Genomic DNA, 24,095 nt, shown 5'->3' with positions numbered 1-24,095 from the left:
TGCTAAAATCCTTTAGTATTAGCAGACGTATACTAATAATAAAAATTAATAGCATGAAAACATAGATATTAAGAGAGTAGATATTTATCTAGTATAGTCTATGTTTTTAAGCCTGATCAAGCAACAGTAAAGTAGAGAAAAAAAACTACGGCTATGATAATTGGAGTCCCCCAAGTTTCAGAAACTCTTTCAGAAGGAATAGCCCTATTAACAAACCTAGCGGAAAAAGGAGAAATTAATCCTTGGGATGTCCAAGTAATTGAAGTAATTGATCGCTACTTAAGTAAACTTACTCCTGAATCAAATATTTCTGGAAGTGACGATTTTGATAACTTATATCAGTCAGGCCAAGCATTTTTGTACGCATCTATATTAGTATGGCTCAAAGCAGATCACCTGGCTAATTCAGAATCATCTGAAAATAATTCGGAAATATCTGAAATAGTACAAATTCCAGAAGCAGAAAATTTTGAAACACCAAAAATCACACCAAAACTTGAGCAACAATTGCGTCGTCGCGCTGTAGCTCCTTCCCCTAGAAAACGTAGAGTTACCCTTCAAGAATTAATTGAGCAGTTACAGCTTATTGGAGCTGCTATAGAAAATAGAAAAGCACTTCCTCGTACTCGCAAAACTACTTCAAAAGCACGAGCACAAACGGCAAAAGTAATTGCAGAATTAGCTCACCAAGAAAATTTAGTTGAAACAGCAAAAGATCTAGAAGAGTTTCTTCTGGAAAAATGGCCACAGATAAGTGAAGGTTATTTAGAATTTGAAAATCTTTTAGAATTGTGGTCTTTAAGATTAGATTTAAAAGCTGAAAAACAACAAAATGAACAGATAAATGTCCAAGTAAAGTCTGATCGAGTAGGTGCATTTTGGGCATTACTCCTACTGTCTGCTCAGTCTAAAATAGAGTTATCTCAAGAAGAATTTTACCAAGAAATCAAAATCCATACTATTTCATCACATTCGCAAGAGCAAAAGGTTTTAGATGATAAGATTTAATCCCTTAAAGACAATGGTATAGTACTATAGTGAATGGATAACCAAAATTATTTACCTCTTCTAATTAAGACTTACTGCTAGGAGTCTTATGGGTGATAATAGGAAGCAAAAAGACAGAAAATATTTAGGCACAGATGAGTTGCGTAAAAAAAATTGGTCGCTTTATAGGCAAAAGCTATGGAGACAAAAGTAACAGTTAAAAAGGTTAGCCCAACTTTTCACTGTTAATAAATAACCAACGGATGGTTTGATATCTCATTTGAGATTCTTCCCTAGCTTTAGGCACGAGTGACCGAGCCACATCTCTGATACAGGTTGACTTTTTACAGTCTACTACAACGACCCATCTTGGGGGTAGGTTAGGCTAGCTTCAATAATGAGAGTAACCCTTGGAACTAGTAAAATATCTATCAATTTTGATTAACTCTTGTCCATACCATTCAGCCTAATAATCTAGTTGAGTGACTAACTCTCCCCAATTAGCATCACTGCCCACCCCTCTTGCTCGGGGTGGGTTATGGCTTTTAACCACGTTTTTACTGCTAAGTAAGTAAGTAAGTCCTCAACGACTAAAGTTTGATTTTCTGTAATTATTTGAGTAGTTAGTTTATAGGTATTCTCAAGTCTTAAATCTTTAATTTTAGAGTGTATCTTACTTACTTTAAGTCGCGCTTTGTTATAGTTATTAGACTCAAAATCGTTTTTTTAGCTAGAGACTTTTGAATATATCTGATTTTTTTTGTGTAACTTCTGAAAATTTCTTGGGTTTTCTAGGTTTTTTCGATAACTGGTAGTTAAAAGGTGATTAATTCCTATATCAATACCTACTGTTTGGTTAATGGCTTGAGAATCAAATCTCTAGTATTATTAACTCTCAGAGATACAAACCACCTGCTTTTGGAGGTAAGCTTTACTTTTATTTTGGTTGGAATACAACCAATCAGTAATTTTCTGCTCCATTTTATAAGTCGTGGCTCAGAACATTTGGCTAGATAAACTTGACTATTTTCCCACTTAAAATCAGATTTTATTAATTCTACACTACCACTATTTCTTTTTTTTTTTTGAAGTTAGGATATGTGGTATGTCCACTGAAAAAGTTAGTAACAGCAGTTTGTAAATATCTCACACTTTGTTGTAATGGTATACAACTAACTTCTGTGATCAAAATTAAATCTTTTTGCTTTTCTTTAGAATTAAGCATAGTTGAGATTTGTTGATAGCTTATTTGTTCTTCATTCTCATGGTATGTATTAATTCTTGCTGTTAAAAGTTTATTTTAGAAAAGGCTTACACAAACTGAAGTTCTGTGCAATAAGACTTGTTGCTAAGAAGTAGGATAAAACATAAATTTTTCAGCTTTTTCAACCATCATAAGCTTAATTCCTGAACATTTACACTTTTATTATATTTTCATAGATTATGTTTGAAACTACAATATTGATTGGTTTTCATGCCCTAGCTTCCTTATAGCAGAGCGCGGGGAAACAATTAACATTTTGATGAACTGGAAAGATTATGTCCAACAATAGAATTGTGTACTATTAATATCAACAAATTTTGTTAGATAAAAATTGAGGGATTTACTTTTTAATTAGGAAAGTGAAAAACTATCACTCTGCTTTTCTACCTGTTGAAGTAAGGTTTTAATAGAATAAGTATGAGCTTAGAACAGAATAATAAGTATTTTAGTCTTTTTGGCATTTTTAAGGTGGAGGAAATAAAATGAAAGCCATGATTCTGGCTGCCGGTAAAGGAACTCGTATTCGTCCAATTACTTATCGCATTCCTAAACCGATGATTCCTATTCTGCAAAAACCAGTAATGGAATTCCTTGTAGAGTTGCTTCGTAAACATGGTTTTGACCAAATTATGGTTAACGTTAGTCATTTAGCAAAAGAAATAGAGAACTATTTTCGCGACGGGCAAAGATTTGGGGTCAACATTGCTTATTCTTTTGAGGGGCGAATTGAGGATGGAAACTTGATTGGGGAGGCACTAGGTTCTGCTGGTGGTATGAGGAGAATTCAAGACTTTTATCCTTACTTTGATGATACTTTTATAGTTCTTTGTGGTGACGCTTTGATAGATTTGGATTTGACTAAAGCACTCCAGCGGCACAAAGAAAAAGGAGCTATGGCTACTGTAATTATGAAGTCTATTCCTCGGGAACAGGTTTCTAGCTATGGTGTTGTAGTCACAGATGAAACAGGACGAATTCAGTCTTTTCAGGAGAAGCCAAAAGTTGAAGAAGCTCTTAGTACCAATATTAATACTGGTATTTATATTTTTGAACCAGAGGTGCTTGATTGTATTCCATCTGGTGTGGAATTTGATATTGGTAGTCAGTTATTCCCTAAGTTGGTAGAGATAGGGGCACCTTTTTATGGTGTAGCAATGGATTTTGAATGGGTGGATATTGGTAAGGTGCCGGACTACTGGCAAGCAATTAGAGATGTGCTCATAGGAAAAGTGAAAAATGTTTCTATTCCTGGAAAGGAAGTATCTCCAGGAATTTATACTGGTTTGAATGTAGCCGTTAACTGGGATAAGATAGATATTAAGAGACCTGTTTATATTGGGGGTATGACCAGGATTGAAGATGGAGCCAAAATTGTTGGGCCAAGTATGATTGGTCCTAATTGCTGGATTTGCAGTGGTGCAACTGTTGATAGTAGTGTTATTTTTGAGTATTCTCGTTTAGGTCCAGGAGTTCGCTTAGTTGATAAGTTGGTTTTTGGTCGTTATTGTGTGGATAAGACTGGATCATCTATTGATGTTCAAGCGGCTTCCCTTGATTGGCTAATTACTGATACTCGTCATCCTTTTCCTTCTCCTCCTCCTGCAGAACATGAAACAATTAAGGATATTTTGCAGGAAAATGGGGGTTAGTTTTTGCTAGTCCTGCTCCCTTAATAATAGATGTGGATGAACAAGGGCTAAGAAGGTAGCAAGGAGTATAGCATTACAACATCGGATTGGAAATTAATTATATTTACAACGTTTGAATAATAAAACTTTTGTAGCCTAAGCTTTTTTTCCCTCTAATTATTTGTATACTTTACATACAGCTACCGATACCAAATTTTTAGATTTTTGCCACAAATATTTAGGTTTTTTCTAATAGTTCAGCACTTAACCAAAAGCACCATATTTAGTAGAGGTGTTGTTCTTTATAATTCCGAACAAACTGCTGTTAAACGTTACAGATAGTATCCTATTTCTATGGGTGTTTAAGTTCTATAGTTATTATAAGTAGGTGGGTTTAATTAGGGTTTGCTAATTAACTCTAAAATCATTGAATTAGGTATTAGTCAATAGCCATTATAAATAGCTTTAATATCATTTATAGCTACTGAATTTTTTGTTAGTTACTTAAACTTAAATAAGTGTAACTACTGAGACTACTCTCATAATTTTGTAGCAGCATTCGTGATTCTTTAAGGGTAATTTTTTCTTCTTGTAAAGCTTGCTCAGTTTGACAGCGAATATTTTCCACTAGATCATCAGAATTATACTGAACATAATTCAATACTTCTGTCATTGTGTCACCTTTAACAACGTGTTCAATTTTGTAGCCAGAAGGATTTAATTTAATATGTACAACATTGACATCACCAAACAAATTATGGAGATTACCCATTATTTCTTGGTATGCACCTCCAAGAAACATTGCCAAATAGTAAGGTTCAAAAACAGAAATAATTTCTGTAGTAGAATTTTCTAGTTTTTGAATAGGAGAATATTGGGAAGATTTATTACTAACTTGAAGAGGGTGTAATTCTAGTAATGATTTTATATCTCGCAAATCAATAAATCGATCAATTTTTCCATCACTATCGCAGGTAAGGTCGGCTAATATAACTCTTTCAGTAGGTTCTTCATCTAATCTATGTATAGGCATAATTGGAAATAATTGATTAATTGCCCAACTATCAGGAGCAGATTGAAAAACAGAAAGATTAATATAGTAAATAGATGCCATGACTTTCTCTAGTTCTTCCAGATCATTTGGAATATATTCAGAGCTTTTTAGTATTTCTTGAATTTTTCTCAAACATCCCCAATATAGTTGCTCTACTTTTGCTCGTTCACTAATACTAAGATATCCAAAATTAAATATACTAATAGATTCTTCTTTGAATTGAATTGCGTCATGATATGCTTCCTGATAATTATCTTTGTTAATAGATTGATACGTTTCATAAAGGTTTTGCAAAATTAAATGTTCGCCTTTGCCAATAACTGGTGGTTCTTCTTTCGGAATTTGACTAACTCCTAATACATCAAAAACTAGAACTGATTGATGGGATGCGACTGCTCTACCACTTTCACTAATTAATATTGGAGGTAATATATTTTTCTCTTCACAAGCTTCTTTAACTTCTGCCACAATATCATTAGCATAGTTCTGCATATCATAATTTTTAGAAGCATAAAAATTGCTTTTAGAACCATCATAATCAACTGCTAAACCACCCCCTACATCTAAATATTTCATATTCGCTCCTAGTTGAGCTAATTCTACATAAATTTGACTTGCTTCTCTAATAGCATCTTTAATTACACTAATTGAAGAAATTTGAGAGCCAATATGAAAATGTAAGAGTTGTAAAGAATCTAAAATACCCGTACTTTTTAACTGATTCACAACTTTAATTATTTCAGGAATATTCAATCCGAATTTTGCGCGATCGCCTGTAGTTCCTGCCCAACGACCCATACCTTTAGTACTTAGTTTTACCCGAATTCCTACTACAGGTTTAATATTTAGTTTTCGACTAGCTTCTATCACTAACTGTACTTCTTCTACTTGTTCAATAACAATTATTGGTATTTTTCCTAATCTTTGAGCTAGTATTGCTGTCTCAATATATTCTCTGTCTTTATAGCCATTACAAATTATTAGTCCGTCCGTTGTATTCAAAGTAGCTATAGCAATTAATAATTCTGGTTTTGAACCTGCTTCTAGACCAAATTTATGAGGTTTGCCAAATTTAACTACTTCCTCTACTAAATGACTATTTTGATTACACTTTACAGGAAATACACCTCGATATATATTCTTATACTTATAACGAGCGATCGCTTTAGAAAAACAAGCATTTAACCTTTCAATTCTATCTTCAAGAATATCTGAAAATCTAATAATTAATGGCAGCCCTATATTTCTTTGTTTAATAGACTCAACAAGTTCATATAAGTCTAAAGAACCTCCTAAATCACCCTTTGGAGAAACTGTTACATGACCAACAGAATTAATGGAAAAATAAGGATGGCCCCAACCAAGTATTTTATATAGCTTCTCACTATCTTCAATTCTCCATAATTTTTTTTGTTCAGACTTGATATCATTAATTTCTGTTTGATCTGTTTGAGAAATATTAGTTAGTAATGTATTGTTTGAAATCTGAGAAGAATTTTCATTTATAGTTGAGTGTAAATCCATTTTATATTTTAATTTTAATAGACTAAATTTGAAATAATTTTAACTTAATAAGTATAGCTATAAAAGTTATCAAAAAAATTATAATACTGTAGCCTAAACTATAATTTACTTTGTATTGTAGAGTACTACTGTAGAATAAATTTTTGAGGAGTATCAGTTTGGAACGCACCTTTATAGCGATTAAACCGGATGGTGTCCAAAGAGGACTTGTAGGCCAGATTATCAGTCGCTTTGAAACAAAAGGTTTTACCCTAGTAGGTCTTAAAATCATGACGGTAACTAAGGAACTTGCTGAAAAACACTATGATGTTCACAAAGAAAGACCATTTTTTTCAAGTTTAATAGAATTTATTAAATCTGGTCCTTTAGTAGCAATGGTTTGGGAAGGTGAAGGAGTTGTAGCGTCTGCGAGAAAAATTATTGGGGCAACTAATCCTTTGACCGCTGAACCTGGTACAATTCGCGGTGACTATGGAATTAGTCTTGGCCGTAATCTAATACATGGTTCTGATGCTATTGAGACAGCTCAGACCGAAATTAATCTTTGGTTTAAAGAAGAAGAGTTAGTATCATGGAAACCTACTTTAACTTCCTGGATTGTAGAATAAAATAGTTAAAATTGTTCTGACTTGAAATATCTATTAGTTAGCTCCCTAATTTAAAGGGCTAACTATCTTTCTGGGAAGTAGAGAATAGAAAAAAAGGAAAAAGTTTAATGTTTATTTAAATTTGTAACAATAACAGTCTATGAATTTGTAATTTGTAAATTACAGGTAAAATATTGAAAGTTAACTGCAAAGTAAACTACAAATATTAGGAGTTTTAAACTATGCCTTTATCTGATACCCAAGTATTAGTTGCTCTAGTAATTGCTCTAATACCAGGAATCTTAGCATTCCGGCTTTCGACTGAACTTTACAAATGACATACTCACTGCTGTGAATGGTTTGGTATTTTCACTTCACAGGAATATCCTAACAGGAGTATCAACTTCTAGCCCAATATAATTCATACTCTATGATCTTTTTTCGGTGTCTGCCTGACAGTACTTAACCTTCTTTATTTAAACATTTGGGCTACTGCCACATTCTGGTTGGTAGTATAATCACAAATATAATAAGAATGGCCTCAGTCAGATAGATCCTTACTTACCGAAAAATTTGGTTTAAAGCCTCGCCCACCCATTGGGCGAAAATTCAAATTATAATAAGCAGGTTTAATTAACGTTCAAATACCGACCTTTTATCACAAATACTGTAGAAACGAATATTAGGTCGACACTCATTCACTTGAGAGTAGAATAAGAAGAGCTTTTAGGCTTCGGAAAGGTTAGTGCCTTGAGGACACAAACAAAGACCCACAATAATTTTTGGTAAGTCGCCCTCGGGTATTCCGAGACTTTAAATAGACCTGAAGGCAAGCCTAAGATTACCAATAAGATAGCGGCATCCTGTGAAATGTCAAATAAATTTTGGGATATGGATAGGTTTTTCCCCATATTTTTAGGCTTGTTGGATGTCAACAAAGTTTAAGCTAAACTTGGGGAAGATTTAACTTTTCCCATTATTATAAACTTTAGGGATACACCCGGTTTCTAATAGATATGATTGAGAATCGTCAAAAATCAACTCTAAGTATTCTACAAGTAAAATTTCCTGTCTAACATTTTTTTATACTCTATATCAGGAGTAAGGTGTTTTCTCTTTCCAAGAAAGCGATCGCCTAAATATAGAAATTAAAGGCACCTTTATATATTTTTTGCTCTGAAAATATCTAATATTAGAAAAAAATAGCCTAATCACTTATTATAAAATGCTTCTCGATCTTTAACCTAAAATGGGTGGGGTGGAGAGTGAAAACGTCTTAGATTTTCCCTACAAGATTTTTAGAAGTTTCTTATAAAAGATAGTACCCCCAGAAAGTTTAATCGCCGAATTTGGGCTTAACCATATCTATACTAGGATTAATATCCTAAGCACAACTAGGCACTTTTTAAAACGATAAAAAACGCTAAAGCCTTTATCTGTATATATAGTTTTATATTTAATTAGCCAGCCCTGGATAGATTAATCTACAATTGGGAAAAGTATTATAATTAATTAACTTATCCTGGACAAAAGTATGCATGCTACTAAACCTGTTCAATTTTCACTCCATTCTCAGAGTCAGCCTATTCCAGTCCAACAAAGAGTTTTCTCTAAACGACAAAAGTCAACTTATACAGTAGAAATAACAATTGAAAGTATCGCCAAATTATTAACTAATGTCTTGCTTTCTATCTGTGTAACTTCAGCTCTATTAAAATTGTTACCTCATTACCTATCAATTCAAGAAAAACTACAGGTTATAGAATCTGAAATTGAGGTGACAACAGAGAGACTGCAGAATGATCAGGAAAAATTTAGCCGTTATTTTGATCCGGGTCAAGTTCAGACTATTATGCAGGAGCAAAGTAACCAAGTAGAGTCTCATCAAATACCGATAATTTGGTTGGAAGATAATGGTATTAAACAAAGCCCACAATCTAATTCTTCTCTATAGTTATTTAGGACTTGGGAGTTAAATTAATCTGAATGAATAAATATTAATTAAATATTAAGTATATGTGTGGGGAAGTAATCGAAAAAATTGTATTTCTAAAATAGTAGTCCTACCAAACCAATGATTGAAGAAGAATCATGGTGGTTAGTTGACATAAAGATTAAATCCAATTTAAGTGCTGCTTGGCTACTGAATAAATAAAGGCACTTGACATACTCTCCGGGATAAATGCACAGAACAGATCGAGAAACCAGAATTCAATGTTTAACAAGTCCACTTAAATTAAATTGTGGTCAGGGAATCAAATCAATCGAATTATTTTTTCTCTAAGGGTTTGCTCTATTTCAATATCCTGTTCTTGTCTTTCCTCTGGTACAGTTTAAACCTTAAAAAAATTTAATTTTCTGGGACTTATTGCTGAGAGCTGTTCTGAATAAAAGTATTAGGTGAAGTTAACCCTATAAATGTAGTTTAATAGATGTAAACGCTACAATTAGTTAGTCGATTATTTTTAGAGATACGAAATAAAATGGAGTTTATTTTATTATAGCATAAAGTTTGCCTAAAATGGTAAGTATCTATATACTACTCCAGTAATCAAATCTAGAGATGAAGCAGAACTTTACTTCAACCACATAAAGATGCAGAGAAAAGGACAAACAGACACTCCACAAAATCTAATTTCAAAATACAACTTTTTATGCTCTGCTTTTTATGATCGGCGGGCCGGATACTTTAAAAGTTATGTATAAAATAAAATAAATATTAATATCATATCAAACTTAAGCTTTCGGTGGGTTACTCTAAATCACAGAGATTATTAACTTTACCCGGGGGAGTGCATATGACCCTAACCTAACTTAATAAAGTGAAACGGCTAATTGGAAGTTAGTTTTATTATGGTATAGGTCAGGGAAAGAGTATACCACCGCCTGAGTCAATTAAGCTGCATTTGTTAATACAAATTGAGATGTTATAAGTTCTAGTGCGGCTTGATATTGTTTGTCAGCTTCTGTGGTAATTTGGTTAGGCAAAATCGGGTCTTGTTTAATCACAACATCAGGGATAATCCCCTGCTTATTAATATCTATATGGTTTGGCGTTTCATACTTGGCAACGGTAACTGCTAATCCCGATCCATCAGATAGATCAAATAAAGATTGAATTAAACCCTTGCCAAAAGTTTTTTCTCCTACAAGCATTGCACGACCATTATCCTGGAGTGCGCCAGCTAGAATTTCACTAGCACTCGCAGTTCCCTTATTAGTTAATACAACTAATGGGGCATTGGTTATAGCAATACCAACAGCCTCAAAACTACCAAGAACTCTTTGTCTATTAACCGTGTAAACAATTGTACCGTCGTCTAACCACAGACGAGCAATTCCTACACCAGCTTGTAATAGTCCACCTGGATTATTTCGTAAATCAAGTATATAGCCAATAGCTCCCTTCTGCTCAAAACTCTCTATTACTTGGCTAATTTCTGCCGTAGCGTTAGCATTAAATTGACTCAGACGAATATAACCGATAGGTCCAGCTTGAGAGTTAGACTTTAACTTGGCGTAAACTGGATTAATCTCTATTTGATCCCGAATTATGGTTATGTCTTGGGGTTGGTCCCTACTTTCTTTCAAAATTGTTAGTATCACAGGAGAGCCAACAGTGCCCCGCATTCTATTTGCAGCTTCGTCTAATGAAAACTCTGTGGTTGGATGGCCATCAATCTTGACGACGCGATCGCCTGCCTGGATACCAGCAGTTTCAGCAGGAGAACCTTCTAAGGGAGAAATAACTATTAGTTCTCCTGTTTGAGAGTCCAGGGCAATTTGTAAACCCACTCCTGTTAATTCTCCAGAAGTATCAACCTGTAAATTACGATACTGCTGTGGTTTTAGAAGTCGCGTGAATGGGTCTTCTAGGCTAGCTAACATTTCTTGAATAGTGCTATAGGTTTCTTCTCTAGTTGTCAGGGGTTTCTTCATCAAATTTTGACGCACAAACCACCAGTTTTGATGATTGAAAGAATCATCAACATAAGCCAAATTGACTATACGCCAAGCTTCTCCCAATAAGCCCTGTTCTTCAGTTAATGCTGTTGCAGAAGATATCCAAAGTCCCCAACTCAGAAGAATTGGTAGTATTAATAGAAGTGGAATTTGCAAAAATCTTTTTTTCATGAAACAAAAGTATAGAATGATTAATCCTTGATAATTGGCCAATATAGTTAAATCGTTTGATTAAATTTCTAGGGTAAACAAAAATTATAGAGAATATCAAACTCTACAAAAATTGTCATCTTATCTGAAATATATCTACAAATTATGTTAAATTTTCTTACTAGAGGGTAAGCAAAGATAAATATTTATTTTGTTTTGTTAAGAAATTAACTTGCTGCTTGATTCCTTTGTCAGTTGGTATCATATTTGTATAGCTGATTCAAAGGTTGATGTGAGTATCTTTTCCTAGCTACCCATAAACTGAATTTATTAATATTCCAGCAATATTCATCTAGGATTTTTGGCTTCATGTTCTCAAAACAGGTAACTGATTCACCCGCTTATAAGTGGTTTGACGAACGCTTAGAAGTTCAAGCGCTCGCAGACGACATTTCTAGCAAATATGTTCCACCCCATGTAAATATTTTTTACTGCTTAGGTGGAATTACTCTGGTTTGCTTTTTGATCCAGTTTGCTACTGGATTTGCTATGACTTTCTACTACAAGCCAACAGTAACAGAAGCATTAGCATCAGTCCAATACATTATGACTGAAGTTAACTTTGGTTGGCTCATTCGTTCCATCCACCGTTGGTCTGCCAGTATGATGGTGTTGATGATGATTCTTCATACTTTCCGGGTTTACCTCACAGGTGGCTTCAAAAAGCCTCGCGAATTAACCTGGGTAACAGGGGTAGTTATGGCTGTAATTACTGTTAGCTTTGGAGTAACTGGTTATTCCTTGCCTTGGGACCAAATTGGTTATTGGGCGGTAAAAATTGTGTCTGGTGTACCTGATGCAATTCCATTTGTTGGTCCATTCATCGTAGAACTGATGCGTGGTAGTACAAGTGTTGGTCAAGCAACCCTAACTCGTTTCTACAGTCTTCATACTTTTGTACTACCCTGGTTTATTGCAGTGTTTATGCTACTGCATTTCTTAATGATTCGTAAGCAAGGTATTTCAGGACCTTTGTAAGTTAAGCTATCAATAATTAAATACTAGCTTTCAGTTGTTACGGAGAAAAAAAAGATTATGTCTACTTTAAAAAAGCCAGATCTCAGCGATCCTCAATTAAGAGCTAAGTTAGCTAAAGGTATGGGTCACAACTACTATGGTGAACCTGCTTGGCCTAACGATTTGCTCTATATATTCCCAGTAGTAATTGTAGGTACAATTGCTTTATGCGTAGGTTTAGCTGTACTAGATCCTGCTATGATTGGTGAGCCAGCAGATCCATTTGCTACTCCTCTAGAAATTTTGCCTGAGTGGTATTTCTGGCCAGTTTTTCAAATTCTACGTGTTGTACCTAATAAACTGTTAGGTATTGTGGCCATGGCTTCTATTCCTTTAGGATTAATGTTGGTTCCTTTCATTGAAAGTGTCAATAAGTTCCAAAATCCTTTTCGTCGCCCTGTAGCTACTGCTGTATTTCTATTTGGTACTGCAGTTACTCTATGGTTAGGTATTGGTGCTACTTTACCAATTGATAAATCCTTGACTTTTGGTCTATTCTAAGACTTGGATTTATAAAATTTTTCCCCCTTTGTGGATTTTCAATCATAACTACAATAACTACATTTGTGTTTGTAGAGATTATTGACTAGGGGTTGATATTAATCCCCTCGCCTTTTGGCCAGGGGATTTTCATTTCGTAAAGTTATCCTTGATTCTATTATAATTTTAGGATTCTCAAGATAAATCTAGCAGTTTGCGCATAATTTTCTAGAGCCTGAACTTTGGAAGATTTATACTTTTGTCTTTTCTATGGCTTTTTGTATACTTAAAAGAGTAAGTTCTGTGAGGATATCTAGAATTCAAATCATTCTATGATTGCTTTCTATTCTCAAACTGAAACTTTTGATAGTGATTTTTTAGTTTCCATCTTTTTAACTTGAGTAAGAAAGAGTTTTTGTAGCTCAGAATTAGTGGGTTGATTTAAGCATAGTTTCTAATTTTTAGACAGCAGTAAGCTAGACTATCATTCCCAAAAATATGACAAAAACACATAACTTTCTACTCTGATATTTTTTCTGGTATTGGACAAATAAAATACTTAAATCTGGCTTTTATAATTGTTATCTAAACTAATAATATAATAACAGCCTTATTACTTTTTTCACTAATAAAAAGTTGCCTTAAAAGGGGGAAGTTTCAGACTCATTTTTCGGGTCAGTTGCTCTCAAGGTTAGTCTACAAAATATGCATTTGTGCTTCTGATTTTTGCATATTTTTGTTACCTCAGTTCTTAAACCTGGATGTTTGCCAATTCTACTACTCAAGTCTATCTACTCACTGCTTTATCGTGATTGATCATGGGCTTTAATATGACTATGATAAGAATATCTAACTAATAGTTTGTATTTCTACGCAAATATATCATGGGCTCTGATGTTTCTAAACCTATTCCCTTATAACCAAAATTGTCTATGTACTAAATAAAATACTTAGTACTATACCATAAAATTTATTCTGTAAAAAAAACAATTTATGATTGAAAAAAACTAGAGAAAGTTATCCGTTCTGAGGAGAAGTTTTAGATCTGAGGAGAAGTTTTAGACCTAATCATTTTATAAATTGAATTTGGAGATAAAATTGAATAAACAAGTTGAGAAAAAAAAAAGAAATATATTTGTTTTTTTGGAAATTTTTTCTTCTGAAGGTGGCATTCAATCTTATGTAAGAGATATTTTTCAAGCTTACATAGACTTAAAAAATAATGTAAAACCTAATGACACCTTTCAAGAATCAGATATTTTCTTACTAAGGGATGGTCAATATTGTGAAAATCCCTATCAGTCGAAGACCCTAAATTTCTATTATTTTAAAACTAAGTTTGTTTGGTTAGGAAGATTAAAGTTAGCTACAACATTACTATGGTTTTTAATTAAAAAACAACCATTACAAGTTTTTTGTGGTCATATTAATTTGGCTCCATTGGTTAAAGCTTTGTGTGTACCTCTGGGTATTCCCTATACAGTTTTAACTTATGGTAAGGAAGTATGGGAGCCACTACCAGATAAATATCAACAGGCATTAAAACAAGCTACTAAAATTCTAACTATTAGTCGTTACAGTCGCGATCGCTGTTGTGAAAGTAACCATCTCAATCCGGAAAAGTTTCATTTGTTGCCTTGTATGGTGGATGGAGATAAGTTTATTCCTGGACCATCACCGGTAGATTTGATTAAGGCTTACAATCTTCAGGGAGCAAAGGTATTAATGACTGTAGCTAGACTTTGGTCGGGAGACCCCTATAAAGGCGTTGATGTTACCATTAAATCTCTGCCAATTATACTGCAATTTTTTCCAGAAGTCAAGTATTTAGTAATTGGACGGGGAGATGACCAACCTCGCTTGGCTAAGTTAGCTCAAGATTTAGGAATAGGTGAAAAAGTGGTATTTGCAGGTTTTGTGCCCACAGAGAATTTGGTTAAACATTATCAGGTAGCTGATGCTTATGTGATGCCTTCTTTTGAAGGCTTTGGTATTGTTTATTTAGAGGCAATGGCCTGTGGAGTGCCTGTTTTGTCTGGAGATGCTGATGGTTCGGCGGAACCTTTACAAGATGGAAGGTTAGGATGGCGGGTACCTCACCGAAGTCCAGAAGCAGTAGCTAATGCTTGTATAGAGATGCTGAAGGGAGAGGATAAAAGGTCTGATGGTCAATGGTTGCGAGAGGAAAGTTTAAAGGTTTTTGGTAGGGTAGCTTTTACTGAGAGAGTAAGACAACTATGAAATTTGTGATTAGGATAGAGAAGGAGGTTAAGTATTCAGCTTTCAGCTTTTTTCAGCTTTTAAAGGTAATAAGTTACTAAAGTTAGCTAAATGTGACTTTTTTGTTCATAAGTTTTAATTATCCTGGGAGACTAATTCTTTCTTCGGTGTGATAATGGGTTAATAATTTATAACTGGTAGCTGATAGTTAACGGCTAAATGCTTACGAAGAGAGTTTATTAAAGGAGATAATTAAGTGAATCAAGGGAACTCAAAAATATTTCAATTAACTATATCTAATATTCGTAATTGGCTAGTTTTTTTAGCTGTTATTTGGTTTCTGGGTTCTGTAGGGTTGGGATGGTTAATTAATTCGATTTTAATATTATTTGGTTTTATTGTAATTACACCTATAGTTGCATTTATTGGTCTACGTTGGTGGTTAAATCGCAATGTAATTACGGATAAATGTCCTATTTGCAGTCATGAATTTACTGCTTTAAATCAGACTCAATGTCAATGTCCTAGTTGTGGAGAACCTCTTAAGGTTGAAGGAGGTCATTTTAATAGATTGACTCCTCCTGGTACAATTGATGTTTCTGCTGTGGAAGTTAATGGGCAAAAAATTGAAGATTAAATGTATCAAAAATTAGATGTATTAAAAGGGAATTAGGAATGATAAATGGGGAAAAAGTATTCATTATTTATCTGTTTTCAAAGTTACGATTAAGTTTTTTTTCTTAAGCTATAAGGAATTAATTTATGAATAGTTTTATAAAAGTAATTCTTGTGGTTGGTAAATATAATTATTAATATAGCAATCCTCGCATAGGTTGTAGCAAAATTTCATCCTGAAAAAGTTTTAGACAATTAATTATTAACTTAAATAGTTTAAAATAACTGCAAAGATTATCAAATTTTTTGATTATTTTTTTTGTCTTGCAGGCAATTATCTTCAACAGGTTTTTTTGAGGAGCATTTGGAGAAAAATTTGTACAATTTATCAACGATTCTTCTTCTGGTAAATCTTGATTGATTAACATTAAATATTCTTGAGATTCTTGAGGGTTATGATAAGTTGCACAGTCCCCAAATATTGCTAATTTTTTTCTGGCTTTTGCTATTGTAAATATTTAACTAATTAAACAGTGTTTTCAGTATTTATGCTATTTAATTATTCAACAATAAATTCCTTGTTTTTATAGTCTCAGGCTCTATAATAGTTTTTTTTCTAATCATTTTTAATGGGAATTTATATTGAAAATAATGAGACATACTTTAAAAAAAAATGTTTAGTGCAGGGGTAAAATGCTCTTGCTTTTATTGTGAAAAAAAATCTGACAATGTGTTATTTAGGTAAAAATTTATTGTTTAGGAATTAGCGATCGCTTCTCTGAGTATAACTAGATTTTTATAGTTATGGTAATTTTTTCTTAGAGGCGATCGCTTCCAAATATTATAGCAGTCGAAGCAAAGTTTAGGACATTACTAAATGCTAAAATTATCTCAGAGATTACTTCTGAATTCTTAGTTACCAGTAGTGCTATACTTCGACTGCTATATGATAAATATTACACTAGCTTTTCAGGCATAATTAGGTACAAATTTTTATGACTTTAGGAAATAGCAAATAAAGGATATGTTAAGCATAGCTGAAAAAGAACAAAAAGTATTATGGAGAATATTTTTAACTGTAATAAGTATTTCACTTCCAATTGCATTAAATTATTTATCCAGTGACAATAAATTATTGAAATACCTGTCTTATATTGTCCTATTCATTTGGGGTATCCTAGTAATTTACTTGTTATTTTCTGGGTTTATAAAGTATTACAAGACTAGAAATACATTTAGGCGTTTATTAACAGTAAGAGATAAAAAAGTCATTGACAATTATCTGACTGCTGTAAACCAGGAAGTAGAATTTGAACTTGGATTTGATCTAAAAAGTAATTATGTAAGTTTATCCGGAGAGCCAGGAAATCCAAATGGTCTGATGTCTCAACAAGCTTATGAAGAAAAAGGAGGTAGTCAGCGAACTAACATAGCAAATCTTGATAAATACTTGTTATCTCCAAACAAATCTAGGGTATTTATATACGGTCCTCCAGGAAGTGGAAAGTCTACAACTTTATATAAAGCACTTGCAAACTATACCAAAGAATTTTCCGAAAGCATAGGAGATTTTATTCCCATTTTTATTCATGCTAATGATGTTGAAAAAGTGTTAAACAAGCATGGTAAAAATATAACAAAAATTCTGGCATTTATTACAAATGTATATGAACTTAATGGTAAGTTATCAAAGCCTGAGTTTAAAGATTTTATAGTTTTATGGAATAAGAAACTATCTCTCAATTTTGTGATTATTATTGATGCTTTAGATGAGTTTATAGACAAAAGTAAACGGGAAACTCTCTTTGATTATTTATCAATTTTAATGAAAAATAGCGGTAATAAAACTAGATGGATTTTATCATGTAGAGAAGAAGAATATAAAGCGTATGCTAATACTTTGCAAGTAGCAAATATCAGAATAAAACCCATGAGTGTACTGCAAATTAAAGAACTTTTAAATAAGCGATTAACAAGTTTGCAACACGATACTTTAGCCCAGAATCAAATTAGAAAAACTATTTTGACAATCATAAATACTAATGCAGAACAGGAATCCTTTTTAAGGAACCCTTACTATTTATCGTTATGGCTATATCAAGTTTCATTCTCTTCTGATAAATCAGATTTTGCTGATACAAAAAATCGCATCCCATCTATCAGCAGTTTGCACGATCTAGAGTTAAAACGGGAGATATTAAAAGGTATGGATATAAATCCACAAAACCGTTTTGAAAAAATAGAACCAGTCCTATTTAAATACCTTTTGGAAGTATTATCAGTTTTGAGCTTTCATCTTATGAGGATATCTTTAAAAATTCAACAAACTTCTCATTACGGTGTAAGTATTTCCAATGATAGTATTGTTAATTCACTATATGAAAAATACAAATATTTGAAAAATGATATAGTCAATTTTGACAAAAAAATAAGCCAAAGGTTAGCTCAATATCAATCTTATGAACTATCAGTAGATAAAATCCAAGAACTCAAAATTATTGAAAGTGATAGACAGTTTATAAGAATACTGAAAATCTTAAATACCTCTCAGTTGCAGTGGCAAAATTTAGGTTTGAGAAGTCAAAATAAATTTGATTTTTTTATTGTAATTCCTAGTATTATGGATCTGGCAGAACAATATCGCCTAATAGAATTAGATGCCAATAATGATTATTTTTCTAGATTTTTTAATTAAAGAGCTGCTGACTATTTGGCAGCTCGCTATCTTGTTGAAAATGGCTTGAAGGAAATACTCCAGAAAGGAGAAATTAATTTTTGGTTATTCAGAACAATAGCAATTTCAATTGGTATTTCTAAGGAACTTCATAAGATATTAGACCCTAAAGTTGCATCTAGAGACCCTGTATTAGCGACAGCAGTTGTAAATGGCCTTTCATTTGTCAGAGCTGATGACAAAAAGCTCCTGAGTGGGTTTATTCAAAGTTTTGTGGCACAACTCCTCAAGCGGAAAAATTTTGATTTATCCCATAAAGAATATGATCCTTGTAGTCCCTTAAGAGTTTTAAAATTCCTGAGTAGGTTATCTTCAAATGGCTATAGTAGCTTCTTTTTTCTCCCTCTTGGTTTGTTTAAAATGCTTCTTCAACGCAGGGATACAAGTATTGCAGATGCAGCAGCTATTACTCTTCTTACCTACGCATCTAGAACTAAATTTAACATTAATATTTGGATAATTATGCTGCAATATTTGTTAAGAAATTCTGTTCGTTTTGAATTATATCTAAAAGTTTATAACGGTTTTTCTACAGCAATTTATAGAGGTTTAATTGGAGATGTATAATCAGCGATCGCTCACTAAAAATTCTTTTTGGAATTGGTTTTTTTGTATAACTTTACCTTTAGCTTTTGGATATACTTTAACTACTTTTATTGCCCTAGTATATCTTTGGCTATTATGGTTTCTTTTTCAGGAAAGCCAAAGTAGAATTGTTATGCTTTTACCGTTTGTCTATTGTATTTTTGCTTTAGCCTATTCAATATTTGCTTATTTCAGATCGGGAATAGCTATTCCTAAGTCAATTATAGTTGGATGGCATTATTATGTTGCTAAATTTTGCTGGAAAAATCCAATTATTATTATATTATTAGTATTTTGTATACTTGCTGTCCGTCAACTGTATCAACCTCCATAATTTAGTTTATCAGAGCTTGAATTAGTGAAAGAAAAAGTAACGCAATTGGAAACTAAATTAAATCAAACTGTTTCTGAAAAGATAGAGAGTTTAGAAATTTCATTGGCAGAGGAGTTAAGCCTATCAAATAAGGTGAGAAATTCAGAAAATTATCAAGAACTTTACAGACAGCCACCCCCTGGTAGAGCCTCTCAATCAAAAATTGATAGAATTAATAATATTTATTGGAAATTTAAGAATGAAGTTAAGTATCAAGAAAAATATGTAGATCAAGCACAAGGGAATTTAGAGAAAATAAAAGGTAGTATTAGGTCTATTGGTGAAGACCTTGATAGTTTGATATCTGAGCTAGAAAATATATGCAGTTTAGCCAATAATAATCAAGAAGTTGGCGATGAAAAATATTTAGCTAAAAAGAATGAGTATTGTAATAAATTAAGAGATATTTATTTGCCACTAAAAGAGTCTACAAATTCAAGCTCAAATAACTTTAAAATTTTTAGTAATAATTTAATAAGGATTGAAGAAAATGTTTCAGATGCCAAAAGATTTCTTCCTTCTTGGAATAATTGGCTAGCTGCACAAAAAAAGGTTGTAGATACTAGATTAATTACTAGAGAACAGATAGATAATTGGATAGAATGTGCGAATCGTGAGTTGGATTTTGTTGATCAAACAATTGATAATATAGACAGTGTTATACAAACAATTCCACAAGAAAAATCAGAGCTTATTCGTAAGATTAAAACTATAGAAAAAGAATCTGACAATTTTGAGCTTCAGATTAGTGAATATGAAAACGTGAAAAGTTTGACATTAAATAAGGAAATTATTAGTGGTACAGAAAATAATTTATTCCTCATAAATGATTTATTTGATCAAATTTCTCAAGCTGAAAAAAAGACTAAAATTTTAGTTGATAATTTAAGAAAGGAATCTGATAAAATAGAGGATAGAATCACACCCCTTAATAACTTATATTTTGAAGGTCGCGATCTTCTGAAAGCTCCAAGATTTACTCAGGGGGCATTAAGTCAAAAACCTAATCTTCAAAGAAGGGTAGAAAATGTTAATAATTTCAGGGTTAATGAACTTCCTTCTTTGAAAGAAAAAATACAGAATGAACTTGATAGTTATAAGTCTCTGCAAAAGTCAATATTTCAGAAGTTAGGAGAAACTCGGTTATCAGTTAAAAATACCCAGGAGAGGTTTGAATACTTGAACAAAAGTATAGAAAAACGGCGTTTTATATCTACTATCCAATGGTCTGCTATCTTAGTAGTAATTGTAGCAGTTGTGATTACTATAGGTTACCACTTATATAGAAAAAGAATTTTGAGAAAACTAAACTGTCTTGATTATAAGAATTTAAAGAAACTACTTGCTAGGATTAAGGATACTAAAGAATCTTTCACAATTAGACTAGAAGCAATAAAACTAATCTACGAACATCAAAATAATTTTAATATTGACAAATTAGAATCATTAGTAAAACAACTAAAAGATACGGTAAAACAGATGGAAAAGTTTAAATATGATGATGATATAAAAGTTATTGGGGAGCTCAGAAAAGTAACAGAGTCTCTTGAGCTACGTCTAATGGAAAAGCGGAGTTTTAAATAACTTAGAAATTAAAGACTGAAACATAGATAATTGACTATTAGGCTGATTAAATTCAAATAGAATTGTACATACTTCAAACAACATAATATATAAGGAATTAGTATCATGAAATTAGAAAATTTTCGAGTTTATCCTAGTATATCAATACTACGCTCTAATAACATACTAAGTAATTATTAGGAAGCTGAAACCTGACATCTGAATGGTTACTATCTGACAAAAATATTAAAAGAATCTGCATAGTTTCAATATCTTAATTTTCAATTATTAAAATATAGACTATCAGTTCTCGAAGTTAGGATTTAAAACTAATGAAACGTTTAGCATTACTTAGTACATCTGATAAAACAGGTCTGATTGATTTAGCAAAAAGTCTAGTTACAGAATTTGACTATGAAATAATTAGTAGTGGCGGTACTGCTAAAACTCTCAAAGATGCTGGAATTTATGTTACTAAGGTATCTGACTATACGGGATTTCCAGAAATTTTAGGAGGTAGAGTTAAAACATTACATCCTCGCATTCATGGGGGTATTTTAGCAAGAAAAGATTTGCCTCAAGATGTTGAAGAACTAAATGCTAATAATATTCGACCTATTGACTTAGTTGTTGTTAATTTATACCCCTTTGAAGAAACAATTTCTAAACCAGAAGTTACTCTGGCAGAAGCAATTGAAAAAATTGATATTGGCGGACCTGCAATGTTAAGAGCATCAGCTAAAAATTTTGCTCATCTGACAGTTTTATGCAACCATTTTCAATACAATTCTTATTTAGAAGAGTTAAGAAAAAATGCCGGGGAAGTATCCTTAGAATTTCGTCAAAAATGTGCATTAGCAGGATTTAAACATACCGCAACTTACGACCAGGCGATCGCTACTTATTTACAGGAGCAACAAACAACTTCTGAGTCGGAAAAATCAGAAAAAGAAATATTTTTTCTCTCTGGCAAAAAAATTAAAACTTTGCGTTATGGAGAAAACCCTCATCAATATGCAACTTGGTATCAAAGAGGAATTAATGCTAGTGGTTGGGGTGCAAGTAAAATTATTCAAGGTAAAGAATTAAGCTATAATAATTTAGTAGATTTAGAAGCAGCAAGACGGATTATTATAGAATTTTCTGATGCTCCGACTGTAGCAATTCTTAAACATACAAATCCTTGTGGAGTTGCAGTTGATGAAACTATTTTGGCAGCTTATGAAAGAGCTTTTGCCGGAGATTCAGTTTCAGCTTTTGGAGGAATTGTTGCTTTAAATAAATCTATTGATGCAGCAACTGCTAAGGCAATGACTAAGACCTTTTTGGAATGTGTAGTTGCTCCTGGATGTGAACCTGAAGCGGAGAAAATTTTTAAATCTAAATCTAAATTAAGAGTCTTAATTTCACCATATTTCAAACAGAGTGAACCGGAAACTATAAAAGTAATTTCTGGGGGTTTTTTAGTACAAGATACTGATGATACGATAGATAATTATAGTGATTGGAAAATCGTTACAGAAAAACAACCAACTACTGAACAAATAGAAGAATTAATGTTTGCTTGGAAGGTGGTGAAGCACGTTAAGTCTAATGCAATTGTTGTGACAAAAAATCGAGCTACTGTTGGTATTGGTGCGGGTCAAATGAATAGAGTCGGGGCAGTAAAAATAGCTTTGGAACAAGCAGGGGAAAAAGCTATTGGAGGTGTATTAGCTAGTGACGCTTTTTTCCCTTTTGATGATTCCGTAAAAACAGCAGCAGCAGCAGGAGTAACTGCAATTATTCAACCAGGTGGTAGTCTGAAAGATAAAGATTCTATTGCTGCAGCAAATGAATTAGGTTTGATAATGATACTCACCGGAATTCGTCACTTTTTACATTAGAAAAAGCCGGATAAGTTATCAGTTTTTAGTTCTCTGTTTTTAGTGATAATTTACATAATATGCATTACCTTTAACTCCAGAAGTGACAAAATTAAATTGACTCTGCTCAGAATTTTTGAGATGAGAAAAAGTCGGATGTGGGAAAGGATATTTTCATTTTACTTAAAGCAATTTTGGCGATTCAGTAATTAATATAATGTATCTATTTCTCCAGAAGCGACAAAATAAAATTAGTCATTAATATGATGTATTTATTTCTCCATAAGTGGCAAAATTAAATTGACTCTGCTCAGAATTTTTGAGATGAGAAAAAGTCGGATGTGGGAAAGGATATTTTCATTTTACTTAAAGCAATTTTGGCGATTCAGTAATTAATATAATGTATCTATTTCTCCAGAAGCGACAAAATAAAATTAGTCATTAATATGATGTATTTATTTCTCCATAAGTGGCAAAATTAAATTGACTCTGCTCAGAATTTTTGAGATGAGAAAAAGTCGGATTTGGGAAAGGATATTTTCATTTTACTTAAAGCAATTTTGGCGATTCAGTAATTAATATGATGTATCTATTTATCCAGAAGTGACAAAATAAAATGAGTAATTAATATGATGTATTTATTTCTCCAAAAGCGGCAAAATTAAATTGACTCTGCTCAGAATTTTTGAGATGAGAAAAAGTCGGATGTGGGAAAGGATATTTTCATTTTACTTAAAGCAATTTTGGCGATTCAGTAATTAATATAATGTATCTATTTCTCCAGAAGCGACAAAATAAAATTAGTCATTAATATGATGTATTTATTTCTCCATAAGTGGCAAAATTAAATTGACTCTGCTCAGAATTTTTGAGATGAGAAAAAGTCGGATTTGGGAAAGGATATTTTCATTTTACTTAAAGCAATTTTGGCGATTCAGTAATTAATATGATGTATCTATTTATCCAGAAGTGACAAAATAAAATGAGTAATTAATATGATGTATTTATTTCTCCAAAAGCGGCAAAATTAAATTGACTCTGCTCAGAATTTTTGAGATGAGAAAAAGTCGGATGTGGGAAAGGATATTTTCATTTTACTTAGAGCAATTTTGGCGATTCAGTAATTAATATGATGTATCTATTTATCCAGAAGCGACAAAATAAAATGAGTAATTAATATGATGTATCTATTTCTCTAGAAGTGACAAAATTAAATTGACTCTGCTCAGAATTTTTGAGATGAGAAAAAGTCGGATGTGGGAAAGGATATTTTCATTTTACTTAGAGCAATTTTGGCGATTCAGTAATTAATATGATGTATCTATTTATCCAGAAGCGACAAAATAAAATGAGTAATTAATATGATGTATCTATTTCTCCAGAAGTGACAAAATTAAATTGACTCTGCTCAGAATTTTTGAGATGA

At 32.5% G+C, this 24,095-nt stretch carries 18 protein-coding genes; 14 read left to right on the top strand and 4 right to left on the bottom strand.

Annotated features, from left to right (window positions below):
• The first annotated feature begins 153 nt into the window (after nt 1-153).
• On the top strand, nt 154-1,008 hold the full coding sequence (locus TERY_RS05350; protein WP_011610893.1) for a segregation/condensation protein A: 855 nt from the start codon (nt 154-156) through the stop codon (nt 1,006-1,008).
• A gap of 465 nt (nt 1,009-1,473) precedes the next feature.
• On the opposite strand, the gene TERY_RS29905 is transcribed toward TERY_RS05350, so the two are convergent.
• Together TERY_RS29905 and TERY_RS32405 are read right to left on the bottom strand one after the other, a co-directional pair.
• Nucleotides 1,474-1,647: a hypothetical protein gene (locus TERY_RS29905; protein ID WP_370497156.1), complete on the bottom strand. Its 174-nt coding sequence runs from the start codon at nt 1,645-1,647 to the stop codon at nt 1,474-1,476.
• Nucleotides 1,648-2,044: 397 nt separating this feature from the next.
• A complete protein-coding gene (locus TERY_RS32405; RefSeq protein ID WP_011610892.1) occupies nt 2,045-2,212 on the bottom strand; it encodes a hypothetical protein in 168 nt (55 codons plus the stop codon).
• A 521-nt stretch (nt 2,213-2,733) separates the two neighbouring features.
• On the opposite strand from TERY_RS32405, the gene TERY_RS05340 reads away from it, so the two are divergent.
• The gene (locus TERY_RS05340; protein ID WP_011610891.1) at nt 2,734-3,900 is read left to right on the top strand and encodes a sugar phosphate nucleotidyltransferase; all 1,167 of its coding nucleotides are present in this window, start codon (nt 2,734-2,736) and stop codon (nt 3,898-3,900) included.
• 475 nt (nt 3,901-4,375) lie between these two features.
• Here the strand turns inward: TERY_RS05340 and speA are convergent, their stop codons facing one another.
• Nucleotides 4,376-6,457, bottom strand: a complete 2,082-nt coding sequence (gene speA / locus TERY_RS05335; RefSeq protein WP_011610890.1) for a biosynthetic arginine decarboxylase — start codon at nt 6,455-6,457, stop codon at nt 4,376-4,378.
• A 158-nt stretch (nt 6,458-6,615) separates the two neighbouring features.
• Between speA and ndk the strand changes: the two genes are divergently transcribed.
• The 3 genes from ndk (at nt 6,616) to TERY_RS05325 (ending at nt 8,998) form a co-directional block, all read left to right on the top strand.
• On the top strand, nt 6,616-7,065 hold the full coding sequence (ndk, locus tag TERY_RS05330) for a nucleoside-diphosphate kinase (RefSeq protein ID WP_011610889.1): 450 nt from the start codon (nt 6,616-6,618) through the stop codon (nt 7,063-7,065).
• A 221-nt stretch (nt 7,066-7,286) separates the two neighbouring features.
• On the top strand, nt 7,287-7,382 hold the full coding sequence (gene psaM, locus TERY_RS27200) for a photosystem I reaction center subunit XII (RefSeq protein ID WP_071525264.1): 96 nt from the start codon (nt 7,287-7,289) through the stop codon (nt 7,380-7,382).
• A 1,196-nt stretch (nt 7,383-8,578) separates the two neighbouring features.
• Entirely contained in the window at nt 8,579-8,998 is a 420-nt protein-coding gene (locus tag TERY_RS05325; RefSeq protein WP_011610887.1) for a hypothetical protein, read from the top strand.
• 941 nt (nt 8,999-9,939) lie between these two features.
• Here TERY_RS05325 and ctpA read toward each other — a convergent pair.
• Nucleotides 9,940-11,178, bottom strand: a complete 1,239-nt coding sequence (gene ctpA, locus TERY_RS05320; protein ID WP_011610886.1) for a carboxyl-terminal processing protease CtpA — start codon at nt 11,176-11,178, stop codon at nt 9,940-9,942.
• Nucleotides 11,179-11,526: 348 nt separating this feature from the next.
• Here ctpA and petB point away from each other — a divergent pair, with 348 nt between their 5' ends.
• The 9 genes from petB (at nt 11,527) to purH (ending at nt 22,690) form a co-directional block, all read left to right on the top strand.
• Entirely contained in the window at nt 11,527-12,195 is a 669-nt protein-coding gene (petB, locus tag TERY_RS05315; protein ID WP_011610885.1) for a cytochrome b6, read from the top strand.
• Nucleotides 12,196-12,252: 57 nt separating this feature from the next.
• The gene (petD, locus tag TERY_RS05310) at nt 12,253-12,735 is read left to right on the top strand and encodes a cytochrome b6-f complex subunit IV (RefSeq protein WP_011610884.1); all 483 of its coding nucleotides are present in this window, start codon (nt 12,253-12,255) and stop codon (nt 12,733-12,735) included.
• Between the two features lie 1,077 nt (nt 12,736-13,812).
• Nucleotides 13,813-14,955 (top strand): glycosyltransferase, encoded by a 1,143-nt coding sequence (locus TERY_RS05305; protein ID WP_011610883.1) that lies wholly within the window; start codon nt 13,813-13,815, stop codon nt 14,953-14,955.
• Between the two features lie 235 nt (nt 14,956-15,190).
• Complete coding sequence (locus TERY_RS05300; RefSeq protein WP_011610882.1) at nt 15,191-15,571, top strand: hypothetical protein; 381 nt, start codon at nt 15,191-15,193, stop codon at nt 15,569-15,571.
• Between the two features lie 1,002 nt (nt 15,572-16,573).
• Nucleotides 16,574-18,244, top strand: coding sequence for an AAA family ATPase (locus tag TERY_RS05290; protein WP_011610880.1), 1,671 nt, complete (start codon nt 16,574-16,576; stop codon nt 18,242-18,244).
• 15 nt (nt 18,245-18,259) lie between these two features.
• Nucleotides 18,260-18,850, top strand: a complete 591-nt coding sequence (locus tag TERY_RS05285) for a hypothetical protein (protein ID WP_011610879.1) — start codon at nt 18,260-18,262, stop codon at nt 18,848-18,850.
• Nucleotides 18,837-19,202 carry a hypothetical protein gene (locus tag TERY_RS05280; protein ID WP_011610878.1) on the top strand — a complete coding sequence of 122 codons (366 nt, stop codon included), beginning with the start codon at nt 18,837-18,839 and terminating at the stop codon, nt 19,200-19,202. The genes TERY_RS05285 and TERY_RS05280 overlap by 14 nt, the downstream gene beginning before the upstream one ends.
• A gap of 45 nt (nt 19,203-19,247) precedes the next feature.
• A complete protein-coding gene (locus TERY_RS05275) occupies nt 19,248-20,825 on the top strand; it encodes a hypothetical protein (RefSeq protein WP_155994320.1) in 1,578 nt (525 codons plus the stop codon).
• 311 nt (nt 20,826-21,136) lie between these two features.
• On the top strand, nt 21,137-22,690 hold the full coding sequence (gene purH, locus TERY_RS05270; protein ID WP_011610876.1) for a bifunctional phosphoribosylaminoimidazolecarboxamide formyltransferase/IMP cyclohydrolase: 1,554 nt from the start codon (nt 21,137-21,139) through the stop codon (nt 22,688-22,690).
• The last annotated feature ends 1,405 nt before the right edge of the window (nt 22,691-24,095 follow it).

The organism is Trichodesmium erythraeum IMS101, from assembly GCF_000014265.1.
GTDB lineage: Bacteria > Cyanobacteriota > Cyanobacteriia > Cyanobacteriales > Microcoleaceae > Trichodesmium > Trichodesmium erythraeum.
Note: the sequence above shows the minus strand (reverse complement) of the source record. Positions and strands in the feature narration are given on the sequence as shown.

Bases quoted from the DNA above. Each gene is read 5' to 3' on its own strand.
- TERY_RS05325 (WP_011610887.1), top strand. From the start codon at position 8,579: ATGCATGCTACTAAACCTGTTCAATTTTCACTCCATTCTCAGAGTCAG.
- TERY_RS05290 (WP_011610880.1), top strand. From the start codon at position 16,574: ATGTTAAGCATAGCTGAAAAAGAACAAAAAGTATTATGGAGAATATTT.
- TERY_RS32405 (WP_011610892.1), bottom strand. From the start codon at position 2,212: ATGCTTAATTCTAAAGAAAAGCAAAAAGATTTAATTTTGATCACAGAA.
- speA (WP_011610890.1), bottom strand. From the start codon at position 6,457: ATGGATTTACACTCAACTATAAATGAAAATTCTTCTCAGATTTCAAAC.
- ctpA (WP_011610886.1), bottom strand. From the start codon at position 11,178: ATGAAAAAAAGATTTTTGCAAATTCCACTTCTATTAATACTACCAATT.
- petD (WP_011610884.1), top strand. From the start codon at position 12,253: ATGTCTACTTTAAAAAAGCCAGATCTCAGCGATCCTCAATTAAGAGCT.
- psaM (WP_071525264.1), top strand. From the start codon at position 7,287: ATGCCTTTATCTGATACCCAAGTATTAGTTGCTCTAGTAATTGCTCTA.
- TERY_RS05350 (WP_011610893.1), top strand. From the start codon at position 154: ATGATAATTGGAGTCCCCCAAGTTTCAGAAACTCTTTCAGAAGGAATA.
- petB (WP_011610885.1), top strand. From the start codon at position 11,527: ATGTTCTCAAAACAGGTAACTGATTCACCCGCTTATAAGTGGTTTGAC.
- purH (WP_011610876.1), top strand. From the start codon at position 21,137: ATGAAACGTTTAGCATTACTTAGTACATCTGATAAAACAGGTCTGATT.
- TERY_RS05340 (WP_011610891.1), top strand. From the start codon at position 2,734: ATGAAAGCCATGATTCTGGCTGCCGGTAAAGGAACTCGTATTCGTCCA.